This is a genomic window from Corynebacterium sp. AOP12-C2-36 (assembly GCF_052379185.1).
Lineage (GTDB): Bacteria > Actinomycetota > Actinomycetes > Mycobacteriales > Mycobacteriaceae > Corynebacterium.
In genome coordinates this window covers 1-16,385 of record NZ_JBQSYJ010000035.1, presented here as the reverse complement: position 1 = coordinate 16,385, position 16,385 = coordinate 1, and the positions used below count along the sequence as shown (strand labels likewise).

Below are 16,385 nucleotides of genomic sequence, written 5' to 3'. Positions count from 1 at the left end.
GGTTAAACTGGAGAGTCGAGAAGACAGCGGACCGGAGTACGTGACTCAGGCGGCGCCGAGACGGGCGCGGCGACGGCGCAGCACCGCCGTGGTCACCAGTCCCTCGCGGGGCGCGAAGAGATAGACCAGCAGGAAGATCCCGGCCTGGACCAGCACGATGGAGCCGCCGGCGGAGATGTCCTCGTAAAAACTCAGCCAGATCCCGGCCACTGAACTGCACCACGCCACGGCCGGGGCAATCAGCATCATCCGTCCGATCCGTCGGGTCAGCAGGTAGGCCGTCGCCCCGGGGGTGATGAGCAGAGCGACCACGAGGATCACGCCGACGGCCTGCATGGAGGCCACGACAACCAGTGCGAGGCAGACCATCACCGTCCACCTGATTGCACCGGTTCGCATCCCGATGATGCGGGCGTGCTCAGGGTCGAAGGCCCAGGCGGTGATGTTGCGTCGCATGACGAGCATGATCACCAGGGCAAGCGCGCCGAAGATGAGGACCTGGACCAGCGACTCCTGGGAGATGCCGAGCAGGTTTCCGAAGAGGATCTCCTGCAGGTTCGTCCCCGCCGGGGTCACTGAGACCAGGACAAGCCCGAGGGCGAACAGGGCGGTGAAGATGACCCCGATGGCCGTGTCGCCCTTCAATGTGGTGCGTTGACCCACCGCCCCGACCATGCCGACGGCGAGGAGCGCGGCGATGAGGGCGCCGATGGCGAACGGCCAGCCGAGGATGTAGGAGACCACCACGCCGGGCAGCACGGCGTGGGAGACCGCGTCGCCCATCAGCGACCAGCCGATGAGCACGAGCCAGCAGGACAGCAGGCCTGCGATCACGGCCGTGACCGTGGCCACGATCAGGGCGCGTTGGATGAACCCGTAGTCGAGGGGTTCGAGGAACCACAGGATGTCGGACATCATGCCTCCGTTCCGGGCGTGCTGAAGGTGGACATGAGGTTGTCGGTGGTGAGGACGTCCGCAGGGGTGCCGTGGGCGACGACCGCGCGCTGGAGCATGGTGACGGTGTCGCACAGTTCCGGGACCGACCCGAGGTCATGGGTGGAGATCAGGACACAGCGACCGTCGTCGGCCATGGCGCGCAGCAGGTCACTGATCGTCGCCTGACTGACCGTGTCGACCCCGGCGAACGGCTCGTCGAGCAGTATGACGCCGGCGTCCTGCGCCAGGCCGCGTGCGACGAACGTCCGCTTCTTCTGCCCGCCGGAGAGCTGTCCGATCTGACGGTCGGCGAGTGCGGTCAGGTCGGTGCGGGTGAGGGCGTCGTCCACCGCGTGCCGGTCGGCCACACGGGGGCGTTTGAGCAGGCCCATGTGCCCGTAGCGACCGGTCATCACCACGTCGCGCACACTGACCGGGAAGGTCCAGTCGACCTTCTCCGACTGGGGGACGTAGGCGGTGCTGCCCGAGACCGAGACCGTCCCGCTGTCGGGACGGACGCCACCGGTGAGGGTGTTGAACAGGGTGGACTTGCCGGACCCGTTCATGCCGATCAATCCGTGGATTGCACCGGCGTCCAGTTCCAGGGAGACGTCCTCGAGGGCGCGGACCGTGCCATAGCTCACCGACACCTCGCGCAGGGTGATGGCGTGTCCCACTAGCGGTCGCCCCGCATGCCCTCGACGATGGTGTCGACGTCGTAGCGGATCAGGTCGAGGTAGGTCGGGGCGTCGCCGCCGTCCTCGGTGAGCGAGTCGACGTAGAGCGTGCCGCCGTCGCGGGCGCCGGTGTCCCGGATGAGCTGATCCTTCGGGCCGGGGTCCACGGTGGATTCACAGAAGACCGCGGGGACGTCGTTGTCCTCGACGAACGACGCGGCGGCGCGGATCTGGTCGGGGGTGATCTCCGCGTCGGAGTTCACCGGCCAGATGTAGCTCTCTGCCATGCCGGCGTCTCGGGTGAGGTAGCTGAAGGCACCCTCGCAGGTCTGCAGGGCACGCTGGTTCTCCGGCAGGTGGGACAGTCCGTCGGTGAGGTCGCCCTGGACCTCGTCGAGCTGAGTCTTGTAGGCCCCGGCGTTGTCCCGGAAGGTGTCCGCGTCATCGGGCCGGAAGTCGCTGAGGGCGTCGACGATGTTGTCGACGTAGACCTTCGCCAGCGTCGGGCTCATCCAGGCGTGGGGGTTGGGCTCGTCGGTGCCTTCGATCGGGACCGGGTCGATGCCCTCGGTGACGGTGACCCGGGTGGCGTCGGAATCCGCGGTGAGCTTGTCCACCCAGTTCTCCAGGCCCAGGCCGTTGCTGAGGATCACCTCGGCGCCGGCGGCGGTGCGGATGTCCCCGGGAGTGGGGTCGTACCCGTGGATCTCGGCGCCGGGCCGGGTCAGTGAGGAGACCTCGAGGGTGTCGCCGGCGACCTCCTGGGCCATGTCGGCGAGGATCGTGAAGGTGGCGAGGACCTCGGGGGTGTCGCCCCGTGCGTCATCGGACGAGCAGGCGACGAGGCCGCCGGCGAGGAGAATCGAGGTCGTTGCTGCGGTGGTTCTGCGGATAGTACGGATCACAAGAGTTCTCCACGGTCGATTGGATAAGTTCAATGACACGAACTCTATACTTCAGTCCCTGTGAATGACAACGGTGCCGGTGAGACCGGTTCCGTGGAGTACAGGCGGAGCACAGCGGTGGTTGGGGTAGACTCACCGCCATGCATGTCACCGATCTGCCGGACCGGTCGCAGGACTACCTCAAGAAGATCTACGATCTCCAGGAGTGGGACCGCAGCGGCGCGTCCCTCTCCGTCCTCGCCGATGAGCTGGGGCAGCGCCGCTCCACCGCGTCGGAGGCGGTGAAGAGGCTCGTCGCCGAGGGGCTCGTCGTCCACGCCCCCTACGGCGACATCACCCTCAGTGAGGACGGCCGCCAGCTGGCGTTGCAGATGGTTCGCCGCCACCGGCTCATCGAGACCTACCTGCTGCGCGAGCTCGACTACGGCGTCGACGAGGTCCACGACGAAGCTGAAGTCCTCGAACATGCCGTGTCCGACACCTTCATCGCCCGCATCGACACGATCATGGGCCACCCCGCCCGCGACCCGCACGGCGACCCGATCCCGGACGCCGAGGGCACCATCACCGCGCCGGAGACCCTGCCGCTGGCCGAGGCTACCGAGGGCCAGCGCCTGCTCGTCGACCGCGTCAGCGACCGCGACGGTGCGCTGCTGCGTTACCTGCAGGACAACGGCATCGCCCCCGGCATCCACCTGGTGGTCGGGGAGCGCCCCTACCCGGACATGGCCGTGCTGTCCGTCGAGGGGCGCGACGTCCAGCTCTCCGTCGCCTCCCTCACGGCGATCCTGTGCCGCGCGGAGGAGATGTGACGGCAGGGGGTTCAGGGAGTGCAGGACCAGAGCGGACCCGTCCCAGCGGACGCGCAGGCTGCGGCGGGTTCCTCGGCCTGGTCGCCACCGTCCTGCTGGTGGTGATCGTGGTCGGGGTCTTCCTCGTCGACGAACAGGAGCCCGAGGAGGAACGCGTCCCGGTACCCGAGAACGTGCCCCCGGCCCGCGCGGTGACCGTGCACGACGTCGCCGCCACCGCCGAGACGCTCGACATGTCGGAGGAGCACCTGGAGGGCTACGTCTCCGGTGCGCAGACGGCCGCGAACGAGTTCCCGTCCTGCAACCTGGCGTGGAACACCCTGGCCGGCATCGGCTACGTGGAGTCCCACCACGGCACCTACGGTGCGGGCGCCGACGGCGGGCAGATCATCGGCCCGCGGCTGGACGGTTCGGGCAGCTTCATGGAGATCCTCGACACCGACAACGGCGAATTCGACGGCGACCCCGAGTACGACCGGGCGGTGGGGCCGATGCAGTTCCTCCCCGAAACGTGGGGGACCTACGGCGCCGGGGGAGACCCCCACGACATCGCCGACGCCGCCGCGGCGTCCGGCCGTCTGCTCTGCGGAAACGACCGCGACCTCGACACCACCGACGGGTGGACCCGGGCACTGTTCGCCTACAACCGCTCCGAGGAGTACATGGTCGAGGTACGCGACGCCGCGGCGAACTACGCACTCGGCCAAGCTGCCTGACGCGCCGGCGGCGGATAGGGCAGAATGGTGGTGTCTGATATCCACCGACATTCCCAGCCGAGGAGGCTGACAGCCACATGGCCGAAATCATGCAGATCATCGCCCGCGAAATCCTGGACTCCCGTGGTAACCCGACCGTCGAGGTCGAGGTCGGTCTGGACGACGGCTCCGTCGGCCGCGCCGCCGTGCCCTCCGGAGCGTCGACCGGCGTCCACGAGGCCCACGAGCTGCGCGACGGTGGCGACCGCTACCTCGGCAAGGGCGTGCTCGAGGCCGTCCGCAACGTCATCGACGAGATCGACGAGGCCCTCGCCGGGCTCGAGGCCGACGACCAGCGCCTCGTCGACCAGGCGATGATCGAGCTGGACGGCACCCCCAACAAGTCCCGCCTCGGCGCGAATGCCATCCTGGGCGTGTCCATGGCCGTGGCCAAGGCCGCCGCCGAGTCCGCCGGCCTGCAGCTCTTCCGCTACGTGGGCGGCCCCAACGGCCACGTCCTGCCGGTGCCGATGATGAACATCCTCAACGGTGGCGCCCACGCCGACTCCGGTGTGGACGTCCAGGAGTTCATGATCGCCCCGATCGGTGCGGAGACCTTCAGCGAGGCCCTGCGCATCGGCGCCGAGGTCTACCATTCCCTGAAGAAGGTCCTCAAGGACAAGGGACTGTCCACCGGCCTGGGTGACGAGGGCGGCTTCGCCCCCTCCGTCGACTCCACCCGCGCCGCGCTCGACGTCATCGACGAGGCCATCTCCGCCGCCGGCTACACCCTCGGCACGGACGTCGCCCTGGCGCTGGACGTCGCCGCGTCCGAGTTCTACGAGGACGGCCACTACAACTTCGAGGGTGGCAAGCGCACCGCCGAGGAGATGGCCAAGGTCTACGGCGAGCTCGTCGACGAGTACGCCCTGGTCTCCATCGAGGACCCGCTGCACGAGGACGACTGGGAGGGCTGGGCCAAGCTCACCGCCGAGATCGGCGACAAGGTCCAGCTCGTCGGCGACGACCTCTTCGTCACCAACCCGGAGCGTCTGCGCCGCGGCATCGACGAGGACGTCGCCAACGCCCTGCTGGTCAAGGTCAACCAGATCGGTACCCTCACCGAGACCTTCGACGCGGTCGCCCTGGCCCACAACTCCGGCTACAAGACCATGATGTCGCACCGCTCCGGTGAGACCGAGGACACCACCATCGCCGACCTGGCCGTCGCCCTGAACTGCGGCCAGATCAAGACCGGTGCCCCGGCCCGTTCCGAGCGCGTGGCCAAGTACAACCAGCTGCTGCGCATCGAGAGCTACCTGGAAGGCGCGGCCGTCTACGCCGGCGCTTCCGCCTTCCCGCGGTTCACTGCGAAGTAGTCCCGCGGCAACGGGCTAGTATCGTCCCCTATGGGAACGCGTGACCGGAGGGACCGGGAAGACACGAGACCGTCGGACGAGCGCGACAGCGCCCGGACCGACGGTCCCGGTCTGCCACGACCACGGTCCGTGGAGGGCCGTGACCGCCGTCAGCGTGAGGTGCGCCAGGCACCCCGCAAACTGGCCCGCTCCTTCGTGGAGCTGCCGAAGAAGGTCAACCCGCTGGTCACCGTCGCGGTGATCCTGGTGCTCGCCTTCGTCGCCCTGTCCGTGGCCACCCCGCTGCGCAACTACTTCCAGCAGCGCGCCGAGCTCGCCGAGGTCAACGCCACGATCGAGCGTCAGCTCGCCGAGCGCGACGACCTCAACGAGGAACTCGACCGCTACAACAGCGAGGCCTACGTGCGCGAGCAGGCCCGCACCCGCCTGGGTGTCGTGGAGCCGGGGGAGTCGGCCTTCCGGCTGATGGACCCGCGCATCGACACCAGTTCGCCGACCGACCCGGGCATGGAGAAGGACGACGCCGAGCCGGACCCCTGGTACACCCAGCTGTGGGGCTCGGTCGCCACCCCGGACGACGAGGACGACGGCTCCGCTGACGAGGGGCAGGACGGGGACTCCGACGGCGGTTCCGGTAATCTGCCGATTGACCCGGACCAGCCGGAGGACCCCGCCCAGGAGGGCGACCCGGACCTGCAGCGCGAACTGCAGGAGCAGCAGCAACAGCAACAGCAGGGAGCACAGTAGTGACTGATAGTACGGTCAGCGACGCCGACTATGAGACCATGTCCCGTCAGCTCGGACGCAAGATCCGTGGCGCGATCGAGGTCTCCTACCGCACCCCGGACGGCGCGCCGGCCGTGGTGAAGACCGCGCCGCGGCTTCCGGACGGCACCCCGTTCCCCACGCTGTACTACCTCACCGACCCGCGGCTCACCGCCGAGGCGTCCCGCCTGGAGGTCGCCGGCGTGATGCGCACGATGCAGGCGCGCCTGCGGGAGGACGCCGAGCTCGCCGCCGACTACCAGGCCGCCCACGAGCACTTCCTCGCCGAGCGCAACGCGATCGAGTCCCTGGGCACCGACTTCTCCGGCGGCGGCATGCCCGACCGGGTGAAGTGCCTGCACGTGCTCATCGCCTACGCACTGGCAGAGGGGCCGTCACGGGTGCGCCTCGGCACCGAGGCCGTGGCCCTGGCCGCCGCGCACACCCCGAAGCTGTCCGGCACCGCCATCCCCGCGGACTGGCCGACGCCCGAAGACCTCGGCACCTCCATCGACGCCGCCTTCGACGAGCACGTCGACGAGATGACCTACGACCGTTCCGACGACCGTTCCGACGACCGTTCCGACGAGGAGAAGTAATGACCGGCACCTTCGCCGCCATCGACTGCGGCACCAACTCCATCCGCCTGCTGATCAGCGAGGTGCAGGAGGACGGTTCCCTGCGGGAGATCAACCGCGACAACATCATCGTGCGCCTCGGCCAGGGTGTGGACGCCACGGGACGTTTCGCCGAGGCCGCGTTGGACCGTGTCGACGAGGCGCTGGGTGTGTACGCCGACCGGATGATCATGAACGGTGTCACCGACGTGATGATGGGGGCGACGTCGGCAACGCGTGACGCGGAGAACCGTGAGGACTTCTTCGCCATCACCCGCCGTCACCTGGGCCGCGTGGCCCCCGGTGTGCAGGCCGAGGTCGTCTCCGGGGTGCGCGAGGCGCAGTTGTCCTTCGCCGGCGCGGTGGCGGACCTGGGTGAGGTCGACGGGCCGGTCTGCGTGATCGACCTGGGCGGCGGATCCACCGAGTTCGTCGTCGACGCCTACGGCGACGGTGCGGGCCAAGCGTACTCGGCGGACATGGGCTGCGTGCGGCTCACCGAACGCTACCTGCACTCCGTGCCGCCCACCGACGAGGAGATCAGCGAGGCGCGGGCCTACGTCGACGGGCTGATGGAGACCGTGGAGGAGAACGTGGACCTGGGGTCCGTCACCCGCGTGGTCGGCGTGGCGGGCACGGTGACCACCGTGGCCGCGATCCAGAAGGGGCTGACCGAGTACAACCCGGAGCAGACCCACATGTCGGAGCTGGACCTGGAGGAGTTCCGGTCCACCGCGCGTTCCCTGCTGGGGGAGACCGTGGAGCAGCGGCGTGGACATGCGGCGATGCACCCGGGCCGTGCGGACGTGATCGGTGGCGGTGCGATCGTCATCGACGCCTTCGCGTCCCGCTTCCTGGACCGGGGCCTGACGTCGATCACGGTGAGTGAGAAGGATATCCTCGACGGTATCCTCGCCGAGGTCATCGAGCGCAACAGTTAGCGCGCTCCCGCCCCTATAGCCCAATTGGCAGAGGCAGCGGACTTAAAATCCGCGCAGTGTCGGTTCGAGTCCGACTGGGGGCACCGAATTTTCCCGGCGGGCCGCGCGGACCCACGGTAGCGTGCACGATCCGGTCTTTTCGTGCCGAGAATCGGGCGGATCCGGCACGCGACGCGGGGGCACCCCGCGGGCGCCGGGGACGTCCGGGGCGTCGACTCGCCCGGAAGTCCATGTAGTGCCGTCAGACCCGCCGTGCCCCGTCTATGCTGTGAGATCGTGTCCACCGCCGCGATCGTCCTCGTCCTCGCCGTCCTCATCGGGGCGGTTCTCCAGCGGATCACCGGTATGGGCGTCGGCCTCATCGCCGGGCCCGTGCTGTCCGTCGTCCTCGGACCCGCCGCCGGCGTCACCGTCGTCAACGGACTGTCCACCGTCAACGCGGTGAACAACGCCTGGGCGGTACGCAAACGCACCGACTGGAGGCGCTTCGCCTTCCTCGCCGGCGGACTGGTGCTCGGCTCGCTGCCGGCGGTGTTCGTGGTGATGATGATCGACGGCCCGTGGCTGCTGATCACCGTCGGTGTGCTCGTGCTCCTCGCCCTCGCGGTGACCATGTTCCAGCCCGACCAGGCCCGGCTGTCCGAGCACTCCCGGGTCCCGATGCTCATCGCCGGTGCGGCCGGCGGGTTCATGAGCACCGTGGCCGGTATCGCGGCGCCAGCGTTCACGGTCTACGCCCGCCTGACCGGCTGGGACTACCGGGACTTCGTGGCCACGTTGCACCCGGTGATCATGGTCGCCAACACCCTGTCGTTCCTGCTGAAGATCGTGATCCTCGGCGGACTCGACGTCGGCGGTCTGCCCTGGTGGCTGTGGGCGGTCACCATCGCGGCGATCTTCGTCGGCGCCTGGTTCGGCGACCGGCTCTACGACCGCATCTCCAGCGAGGGCACCAGGAAGATCGCCACCGTGCTCGCCTTCGCCGGCGCCGTGACCCTGGTGGTCAACGGCGTCCTCGCGCTGGGGTAGGGGGTCAGTCGACCGTGGCGACGTCGCCGCCACGGGAACCGGCGGCGGTCTCGCGCAGGTTCGGGATCACCGCGGCGAACTGCCCGAGCAGCTTCGTCAGGTCCTGACCCTCGCCGACCATCGTCAGGTTCGCGCCGGTCAGGCCTTCGGCCATGGCGGTGAAGATCTCCGGCAGCTGGTCGACGACCTGCTTGTCCAGGATCACCCCGTTGTTGGACGCCACGGCCTCCGCCTCCGTGCGCAGGGCGGTGGCCTTCGCCTCGGCGTTGATGCGGGTGCGCTCGGCCTCCGCCTCGGCCGGCTTGATGACCTCGGTGACCAGCTCCTGCTCACGCAGCGACGCCTGCGACTGCGCCAGACGGGCCTGCTCCTCGGCCACCTCACGGTCGGTGACCGCCCGACGCTGGGCCAGGGCGGCCTGCGCGGCGATGACCTGCTCCTGGGCCTCGGCCTCGGCGCGCGGGCCGGCGGCGTCCGCCTCCGCCTTCGCTGCGGCGATCTCCTTGGTGTTCTCCGCGACCTTGGTGTCCGTCTCGCGCTGGAAGTCGGACTTGCGGCGCTCGGACTTCTGCTGCTCCTCGGCGATCTCCGCGTCGCGCTGGGCCTCGGCGACGGCACGCTCACGCTGTACGCGGGCGAGCTCGGGGGCGGACAGGGCCTGGATGTAGCCGTTCGGGTCGCTGATCGAGTTGATCTGGAAGCTGTCGATCTGCCAGCCGAAGCGCAGCATCCGCGGCTCCGCGTTGGAGAGCACCTGGCTGGCCAGGGCGGTGCGGTCGGAGATCATCTCCTCCACGGTGAGCTGCCCGATCATCGCGCGGGTCTCACCGGAGAAGATGTCCTGCGCGGTGGACACGATCTGGCCGGTGTCGACGCCCAGGAAACGGTTCGCGGCCTCGATGACGCTGTTCTTCTCGGCGGTCACGGAGAACACCACGGAGGCCTCGACGTCCACGTCCACGTTCTGCTTCGACTGGGCGCGCACCGCGATGTTCACGGTGTTCGCGCCGATGTGGAAGCGCTGGACCCGGTGCAGCACCGGCACCGACCAGGCGCCGCCGCCGATGACCACCCGGTAGGGGTTGTCGGGCTTGCGGGCGATCATGCCACCGGTGATCAGCAGGGCCTCGGTGGGCTTGGGGACGTCGTAGAGCATACTTCTCTCTTTCGTGAGGAATGTGTGGAGAATCGTGGAGAATTATTGAGACGGCCATGAGCCTATCTGCCCCGGGCACCCCGTGCCAGGGTTCGGACGCTCAGGCCTGGCCGGCGAGGCGGCGCAGCGCCGCACGGGTCGCGGTGTCCTCCCCGGCGGTCCACACCACGATCTGCTGCTCCGGGTCGTCGGCCTTGACCAGGGTGTCCCAGTCGAGTTCGAGTTCGCCGACCTCCGGGTGCACCAGGGTCTTGGTGCCGGTGGTCAGGCTGGCCACGGTGCGGGCGGCCCACCAGGAGGCGAATTGGGCGTCGCCCACGGAGAGTTCGCCGACCAGGGCGGTCAGCCGGGCGTCGTCCGGGTACCTCGCCGCCTCCATGCGCAGCTGCGCCACCGCGGTGCGTGCCACGGTCTCCCAGTCCTTGTACAACGCCCGCATCCTGGGATCCGTGAACAGTAGTCGTACGTAGTTACGCCGGGCTGCGGGGACCTCGCCGAAGTCGAGCATCATCGCCGCGGCCAAGGGGTTCCACGCCAGGATGTCCATGCGTCGGCCCATGACGATCGCCGGGGTGGTGCTCAGGTCGTCGAGCACCCGGCGTAGCTGCGGCAGTACGGTCTGCCCCACCCGGCGCGGGGTGCGGACCAGGTCCTTGCCGGAGAGGCTGACCAGGTAGGAGCGCTGGTCCTCGTCGAGCTGCAGCACATCGGCCAGGACGGTGAGTACGGGTGCGGACACGCGGATGCGGCCCTGCTCGACCCGGGTGTAGTAGTCGGTGCTGATGTTGGCCAGGGAGGCGACCTCCTCGCGGCGCAGCCCGGGCACCCGGCGCGGGCCCGGGGTCTGTGTGACACCGGCCTGCCGTGGAGTCAGTTCGCTGCGCCGGGTGCGCAGGAAGGTGCCGAGTTCGCTCATCCGGGTGTCGCCGCTCATCGCACCAGTATGTCAGCGGGGGAGGGATTTGTCCCAGGATGTTTTCCTCCGCTGCGAGGCCTGCTGCGGGGGAGAAGTATGGGGCGGTAGCCCAGAGAAGCGAAGGAGATGGCATATGCGTGCACTTGTCGCCGGACGTGGTCCGGTATGGGTCCTCGACGAGGTCGAGACCCCGACGCCCGCGGCAGGGGAGGTCCTGGTCCGAAACTACGCGTCCGCGACGAACAACGCGGACCTGCCGATGCTCGATGCGGCGGACAGTGAGTTCACCGCCGGCTTCGAGTACGCCGGTGAGATCGTCGCCGTCGGGGAGGACGCCGGGACGTGGCAGGTCGGCGATGCGGTGATGGGTTCGGTGCCGGCGTCCTTCGCCGAGTACGTCGTCGCCGACCACCGGTTCGTCCTGCCGCGGCCCGAGGGGCTGGCCCCCGAGGTCGCCTGCGCCTTGCCGACGGGCCTGCTCACCGAGCACGGCGCGCTCACGGTGGCGCAGTTCCGGGCCGGACGCAGCGTCCTGGTCACCGGTGCCACCAGCGGTATCGGCATGATCGGCGTGCAGACGGCGAAGGCGCTCGGGGCGTCCTGCGTGATCGCGACGACGCGCTCGGCGGCCGCGCGGGAGCGGCTCACCGCGCTGGGCGCGGACGTGGTCGTCGTCACCGGTGAGGAGGACCTCGCCGAGGTGGTGCTCGCCGCGACCGACGGGCGCGGGGTGGACGTGGTGCTCGACCACGTCGCCGGGCAGACCTTCGCCGACTGCCTGCCCGCGACCGCGGTGGACGGGCACGTGGTGAACATCGGCCGGCTCGCCGGGGCGGCGTCCACCATCGACCTGGACGCGCTGTCCTACCGGCACCTCACGGTGCACGGCGTGTCCTTCGGTTTCACCCGCGACGCCGAGATGGCGCGCACCATCGCCGGGCTGCTGCCGGAGGTGGTCCCCGCCGTCGCGCGCGGGGAGATCCGCCCGGTGATCGACTCCACGCTCGCGGCGTCCGACACGAAAGACCTTGCCGCGCGCCTGCGCAGCGGCGACGCCGACGGAAAAATCGTCCTGACCTTCTAAAAGGAGCACAATTATGAGTGACTACACACCGACCTTCCCGATCGGGGAGCCCAACACGGCCTTCGCCGAGTACTTCGTGGGGCAGAGTTTCCTGACCATGCTCACCACCGAGGGCGTGACCATCGGCAACGTGACCTTCAAGCCGGGCTGCCGCAACAACTGGCACATCCACCACGCCTCGTCCGGCGGCGGGCAGATCCTGCTGTGCACCGACGGCAGCGGCTGGTACCAGGCCGAGGGCGAGGCCCCGGTGAGCATGACGCCCGGCACGGTGGTGAGCATCCCCGCCGGCCGGAAGCACTGGCACGGCGCGAAGGCGGACTCCTGGTTCACCCACCTCGCCGTCGAGGTGCCCGGCGAGGACACCTCCAACGAGTGGCTGGAACCGGTCACCGACGAGCACTACGAGAACCTGAGCTAGAAGGAGCCGACCGTGAGCTACACCGAGACACTGACCCTGAACAACGACGTCACCATCCCCGCGCTGGGGCTGGGCACCTGGTTCATCGACGACGACAAGGCCGCCCAGGCCGTGAGCGACGCCGTGGACGCCGGCTACCGCAACATCGACACCGCCCAGGCCTACGGCAATGAACGCGGCGTGGGGGAGGGCGTGCGTACCAGCGACGTGGCGCGCGGGGACCTGTTCGTCTCCACGAAACTCGCCGCGGAGGTCAAGGACTACGACGAGGCCGTCGCCGCGATCGACGGCTCGCTGGAGACCATGGGCCTGGACTATGTCGACCTGATGCTGATCCACTCCCCGCAGCCGTGGGACGACTTCCGCGGCGGCGACTACGCCGAGGGCAACCGTCAGGCGTGGCGTGCCCTGGAAGATGCGTACAAGGCCGGCAAGCTGCGGGCGATCGGGGTGTCGAACTTCCGGGAGGCCGACCTCGACAACATCCTCGGCGCCTGCACCGTGACCCCGCAGGTCAACCAGCTGCGGGTGCACGCCGGCAACACCCCGGCCGGGCTGCTGGACTACTGCGCGTCCAAGGACATCGTGGTCGAGGCGTACTCGCCGATCGCCCACGGGGAGATCCTGGACAACGACAACGTGGGCCGGATCGCCGAGCGCTACGGGGTGAGCGTGCCGCAGCTGTGCATCCGCTACACCCTGCAGCTGGGCACGGTCTCCCTGCCGAAGACGGCGAACCCGGAGCACATGCGCTCCAACGCCGAGCTCGACTTCGAGATCAGCGAGGCCGACATGGACACCCTGCGCGGCCTCGACGAGCGCGACTACGGCGAGTCCAGCGCCTTCCCCGTCTACGCCGGCAAGTAGCGCTTTTGCGCGAGCGGCAGGACGGCGACAGCGGCGGCGATCACGGCGACGACGAGCATGAGCGTCCCGCCCCGGTAGGCGTCCACGACGCGTCCGAGGACGGTGTCCGCGCCGGCCGCCGCGGCGGTGAGCACCGCCACCCCGAGCGTGGAGCCGAGCTGGTGGGCGGCGTTGACCAGGCCGGACGCCGCCCCCGCGTCCTGCGGCAGTGCGCCGGCGACCCCGGCGGAGGTCAGCGGGCCGAAGGTGAGGCCCTGGCCCGCGCCGAGCAGCACCATCGGGCCGACGACGCCGGCCAGGTAGCTGGTCGAGGTGTCCAGTCCCGTCATCCAGGCCATGCCTGCGGTGACCGTGAGCAGCCCGACGAGCAGCAGGGGAGCGCCGCCGAACCGGCCGGTCAGCCGGGGGACCGCCAGGGAGACGGCGAACTGCACCGCCGTCATCGGCAGGAACCCCAGCCCCGCCTGCAAGGGCGACCACCCGTAGACGCCCTGGAAGAGCTGCGTGGTGAAGAAGAAGTAGGCGATCATCGTGCCGGCGAACAACAGCCGCGCCACCGCCGCCCCGGAGCGCTGCCGGCTGGCGAACAGCCGCAGGGGCAGGACCGGCTGCGGTGCGACCCGCTCGGCGACGACGAAGAGCACGAGCACGACCAGTCCGCCGAGCAGCGGGCCGAGTGCGCGCGGCTGCGTCCACCCGTCTTCGCCGGCGTTGATGATGCCGTAGACCACCGCACCCATGCCCACCGTGGACGCCAGCGCGCCGGTGAGGTCGAAACGCGCCCGGACCGTCCGGAAGCCGGGCAGGTAGCGTGCGGCGAGCACGATCATCACCACCGCGATGGGCACGTTGACCAGGAAACCAGCCCGCCAGGACACCGCGGAGGCCAACGCCCCGCCGACGACGAGACCCAGGCTCGCGCCCAGCCCGGCGGTGGTGCCGTAGGCCGCGGTGGCCCGCGTGCGCTGCGGGCCGGCGGGGAAGAGCGCGGTGATCAACGACAGGGAGGACGGTGCGACGACCGCCGCGCCGGCGCCCTGCACCGCCCGGGCGGCGATCAACCACGTGGCGTCCTGCGCCGCGCCGACCAGCAGTGAGGCGACGCCGAACACGGCCAGCCCGGCGATGAACACCCGCCGACGTCCCAGGACGTCGCCGAGGCGTGCGCCGAGCAGGATCAGCCCGCCGAAGACCAGTGTGTAGGCGTTCTGCGTCCACGCCGCCGTGGCGTCCGACAGGCCGAAGGACGCCTGGATCTGCGGCAGGCCGGTGAAGATGATCGAGTTGTCGAGCAGGATCATGAAGTAGCTCGCCAGCACCAGCACCATGATCATGGTGGTGTGGCGGGGCGGGGAGGTTGTGCCGGTGGTGCTGGTTGTCATGGCATCCATCGCACCGCGCGCGGACACCCGCGGGAAGTGACGGATGATCCGTGTATTCGCCGTACACCCCACGGGCGCGCAGCGACGGTTAGCGTGAAGGGCATGGATCAGCGAAACGAGGTCGGCGACTTCCTGCGCAGCAGGCGTGACAAGGTGACCCCCGAGCAGGTCGGGATCATCGGCGGTGGACGCCGCCGCGTGCCCGGGCTGCGCCGCGAGGAGGTCGCCATGCTCGGCGGCATCAGCGTGGACTACTACGCGAAGATGGAACGCGGGGACCTGCGCGGGGTGTCCCCGGAGATCCTCGACAGCGTGGCGCGCGCCCTCCGCCTCGACGACGCCGAGAACGACCACCTCCACGACCTCGCCCGCGCCGCCGACCCCTACCCGGCGCGGCGGCAGGGCAAGCGGGGCCGGCAGGTACGCACGGTGACGCCGGGTCTGCAACGTTTCGTCGACGCCGTCACCGGCGCCCCGGTCTGGGTGCGCGACCGGCGCATGGACCTGGTCACCGCCAACGCCCTGGGCCGGGCGCTGTACGCGCCGGTACTGCAGGACGCCGACGGGCGCGGCAACACCGCACGGTTCATGTTCCTCAGCCCGGCGGCGCGTACCTTCTTCCCCGAGTGGGACGCCGGGGCGGACGCCATCGTCGCCACGATGCACACCTACGCCGGCCAGAACCCCCACGACAAGGGACTGACCGACCTGATCGGTGAACTGGTGACCCGCAGCGACGCCTTCCGGCAGCGCTGGGCCGCCCACGACGTGCGCCACCACCGCGCCGGGGTGAAACGCATCAACCACCCCGACGTCGGCGACCTGGAACTGACCTACGAGGCGATGGACCTGCCCGCCAACCCGGACTGGTTCATGTTCGGCTACACCGCCGAACCCGGCAGCCCCACCGAGGAACGCCTGAAGCTGCTGGGAAGCCTCGCCGCCACCGTGGACGTTCCCGGAACACCTCCGCTGCGCAGCGGCGAGCGGCGCTGAGCCGCACGCCGCTATCCTCGGTCGGCATGGCACTGCAACGCATGGACCACGTGACCGTCGTCGTCGGGGACCTCGACGGTGCGGTCGACTTCTTCGTGGAACTGGGGATGCACGTCGACGGCAGTACACAGGTCCAGGGCCGCTGGGTCGACCGGATCTGCGGGATCGAGGGGGTCGTCGCCGACATCACGATGCTGCACACCCCCGACGGGCACGGACGCATCGAGCTGACCAGGTACCTGGCCCCGGAATCCGACGCCGCGCCGGGTGCGCCCGAGCCGGTGCAGCGCCCGGGGCTGCGGCAACTCATGTTCGCCGTCGACGACCTGGACGACACCGTCCGGCGACTTCGCGCTCGTGGGGCGACGTTGATGGGGGAGATCGTGCGCTACGGGGACGCCTATTCGCTGTGTTACCTCCGTGGGCCGGAGGGCGTCATCGTGGCGTTGGCGGAGGAACTGGGCGGAGAATTCGACGCTGTCGAGGCTGCAGGGTAGCGGGCGGGGAGCGTAACCTGGGGCCTGTAACGGATCCCGACATTTCCGACAGGTACATGGAGGTCACGATGAGCGACGACAAGAAGCGCGACGACGAGGACCTGGCCAAGAAGAAGATCGCGGACGACGAGTCCGAGCGTCCCGGTTCCGGCAAGGAGAGCCACGAGGCCGCCGAGAACAGGGTCGACCAGTGGGAGGAGGAGTCCTTCCCCGGAAGTGACCCGCCCGCACACTACTGACGCGGCCGCGGGCAGTGACAGCCCGTAGCCGGAAAGAGTCCCGGTGGCCCGGCCCCGGGGGTGGTGGGCCG

At 69.6% G+C, this 16,385-nt stretch carries 19 protein-coding genes and 1 tRNA gene; 14 read left to right on the top strand and 6 right to left on the bottom strand.

What is annotated here, in order from left to right; genetic code table 11:
* Positions 1 to 45: 45 nt before the first annotated feature.
* The 3 genes from ACT3UN_RS15780 to ACT3UN_RS15770 are packed head-to-tail and all read right to left on the bottom strand — an operon-like array spanning position 46 to position 2,518.
* Positions 46 to 915 (bottom strand): metal ABC transporter permease, encoded by an 870-nt coding sequence (locus ACT3UN_RS15780; RefSeq protein ID WP_444657564.1) that lies wholly within the window; start codon positions 913 to 915, stop codon positions 46 to 48.
* Entirely contained in the window at positions 915 to 1,613 is a 699-nt protein-coding gene (locus tag ACT3UN_RS15775; protein ID WP_301498304.1) for a metal ABC transporter ATP-binding protein, read from the bottom strand. The genes ACT3UN_RS15780 and ACT3UN_RS15775 overlap by 1 nt, the downstream gene beginning before the upstream one ends.
* Entirely contained in the window at positions 1,613 to 2,518 is a 906-nt protein-coding gene (locus ACT3UN_RS15770) for a metal ABC transporter substrate-binding protein (RefSeq protein WP_301498305.1), read from the bottom strand. The genes ACT3UN_RS15775 and ACT3UN_RS15770 overlap by 1 nt, the downstream gene beginning before the upstream one ends.
* A gap of 140 nt (positions 2,519 to 2,658) precedes the next feature.
* Between ACT3UN_RS15770 and ACT3UN_RS15765 the strand changes: the two genes are divergently transcribed.
* The 8 genes from ACT3UN_RS15765 (at position 2,659) to ACT3UN_RS15730 (ending at position 8,756) form a co-directional block, all read left to right on the top strand.
* Complete coding sequence (locus ACT3UN_RS15765; RefSeq protein ID WP_444657563.1) at positions 2,659 to 3,330, top strand: metal-dependent transcriptional regulator; 672 nt, start codon at positions 2,659 to 2,661, stop codon at positions 3,328 to 3,330.
* Positions 3,327 to 4,046: a lytic transglycosylase domain-containing protein gene (locus ACT3UN_RS15760; protein ID WP_444657562.1), complete on the top strand. Its 720-nt coding sequence runs from the start codon at positions 3,327 to 3,329 to the stop codon at positions 4,044 to 4,046. The genes ACT3UN_RS15765 and ACT3UN_RS15760 overlap by 4 nt, the downstream gene beginning before the upstream one ends.
* Before the next feature lie 77 nt (positions 4,047 to 4,123).
* Positions 4,124 to 5,404, top strand: a complete 1,281-nt coding sequence (eno, locus tag ACT3UN_RS15755) for a phosphopyruvate hydratase (protein ID WP_301443158.1) — start codon at positions 4,124 to 4,126, stop codon at positions 5,402 to 5,404.
* A 30-nt stretch (positions 5,405 to 5,434) separates the two neighbouring features.
* Entirely contained in the window at positions 5,435 to 6,151 is a 717-nt protein-coding gene (locus tag ACT3UN_RS15750) for an FtsB family cell division protein (RefSeq protein WP_441582454.1), read from the top strand.
* Positions 6,152 to 6,189: 38 nt separating this feature from the next.
* Positions 6,190 to 6,768: a DUF501 domain-containing protein gene (locus ACT3UN_RS15745; protein WP_444657565.1), complete on the top strand. Its 579-nt coding sequence runs from the start codon at positions 6,190 to 6,192 to the stop codon at positions 6,766 to 6,768.
* Positions 6,768 to 7,727, top strand: coding sequence for a Ppx/GppA phosphatase family protein (locus ACT3UN_RS15740; RefSeq protein ID WP_441579778.1), 960 nt, complete (start codon positions 6,768 to 6,770; stop codon positions 7,725 to 7,727). Before ACT3UN_RS15745 ends, ACT3UN_RS15740 begins: the two co-directional genes overlap by 1 nt.
* A gap of 9 nt (positions 7,728 to 7,736) precedes the next feature.
* A tRNA-Leu gene (locus ACT3UN_RS15735) sits at positions 7,737 to 7,810 on the top strand.
* A 193-nt stretch (positions 7,811 to 8,003) separates the two neighbouring features.
* Positions 8,004 to 8,756 carry a sulfite exporter TauE/SafE family protein gene (locus ACT3UN_RS15730; RefSeq protein WP_301443083.1) on the top strand — a complete coding sequence of 251 codons (753 nt, stop codon included), beginning with the start codon at positions 8,004 to 8,006 and terminating at the stop codon, positions 8,754 to 8,756.
* 4 nt (positions 8,757 to 8,760) lie between these two features.
* Here the strand turns inward: ACT3UN_RS15730 and ACT3UN_RS15725 are convergent, their stop codons facing one another.
* Together ACT3UN_RS15725 and ACT3UN_RS15720 are read right to left on the bottom strand one after the other, a co-directional pair.
* On the bottom strand, positions 8,761 to 9,912 hold the full coding sequence (locus tag ACT3UN_RS15725) for an SPFH domain-containing protein (RefSeq protein WP_441579779.1): 1,152 nt from the start codon (positions 9,910 to 9,912) through the stop codon (positions 8,761 to 8,763).
* 100 nt (positions 9,913 to 10,012) lie between these two features.
* Positions 10,013 to 10,846 carry a helix-turn-helix domain-containing protein gene (locus ACT3UN_RS15720; protein ID WP_301443085.1) on the bottom strand — a complete coding sequence of 278 codons (834 nt, stop codon included), beginning with the start codon at positions 10,844 to 10,846 and terminating at the stop codon, positions 10,013 to 10,015.
* A gap of 115 nt (positions 10,847 to 10,961) precedes the next feature.
* Here ACT3UN_RS15720 and ACT3UN_RS15715 point away from each other — a divergent pair, with 115 nt between their 5' ends.
* Genes ACT3UN_RS15715 through ACT3UN_RS15705 form a run of 3 tightly spaced genes read left to right on the top strand, consistent with a single transcriptional unit; the run spans position 10,962 to position 13,200 of the window.
* Positions 10,962 to 11,912 (top strand): quinone oxidoreductase family protein, encoded by a 951-nt coding sequence (locus ACT3UN_RS15715; protein ID WP_441582456.1) that lies wholly within the window; start codon positions 10,962 to 10,964, stop codon positions 11,910 to 11,912.
* Positions 11,913 to 11,925: 13 nt separating this feature from the next.
* Entirely contained in the window at positions 11,926 to 12,333 is a 408-nt protein-coding gene (locus tag ACT3UN_RS15710) for a cupin domain-containing protein (protein WP_444657561.1), read from the top strand.
* A gap of 12 nt (positions 12,334 to 12,345) precedes the next feature.
* Positions 12,346 to 13,200 carry an aldo/keto reductase gene (locus ACT3UN_RS15705; protein WP_444657560.1) on the top strand — a complete coding sequence of 285 codons (855 nt, stop codon included), beginning with the start codon at positions 12,346 to 12,348 and terminating at the stop codon, positions 13,198 to 13,200.
* On the opposite strand, the gene ACT3UN_RS15700 is transcribed toward ACT3UN_RS15705, so the two are convergent.
* A complete protein-coding gene (locus ACT3UN_RS15700; protein WP_441582458.1) occupies positions 13,185 to 14,582 on the bottom strand; it encodes an MFS transporter in 1,398 nt (465 codons plus the stop codon). The two genes, ACT3UN_RS15705 and ACT3UN_RS15700, sit on opposite strands and share 16 nt — an antisense overlap.
* Positions 14,583 to 14,684: 102 nt before the next feature.
* Here ACT3UN_RS15700 and ACT3UN_RS15695 point away from each other — a divergent pair, with 102 nt between their 5' ends.
* The 3 genes from ACT3UN_RS15695 to ACT3UN_RS15685 all read left to right on the top strand — a co-directional run bounded on the left by ACT3UN_RS15695 (position 14,685) and on the right by ACT3UN_RS15685 (position 16,314).
* Positions 14,685 to 15,578, top strand: coding sequence for a helix-turn-helix domain-containing protein (locus ACT3UN_RS15695; RefSeq protein ID WP_441579785.1), 894 nt, complete (start codon positions 14,685 to 14,687; stop codon positions 15,576 to 15,578).
* 26 nt (positions 15,579 to 15,604) lie between these two features.
* Positions 15,605 to 16,075 carry a VOC family protein gene (locus ACT3UN_RS15690; RefSeq protein ID WP_301443091.1) on the top strand — a complete coding sequence of 157 codons (471 nt, stop codon included), beginning with the start codon at positions 15,605 to 15,607 and terminating at the stop codon, positions 16,073 to 16,075.
* Between the two features lie 68 nt (positions 16,076 to 16,143).
* Complete coding sequence (locus ACT3UN_RS15685; RefSeq protein ID WP_301443092.1) at positions 16,144 to 16,314, top strand: hypothetical protein; 171 nt, start codon at positions 16,144 to 16,146, stop codon at positions 16,312 to 16,314.
* Positions 16,315 to 16,385: the final 71 nt, after the last annotated feature.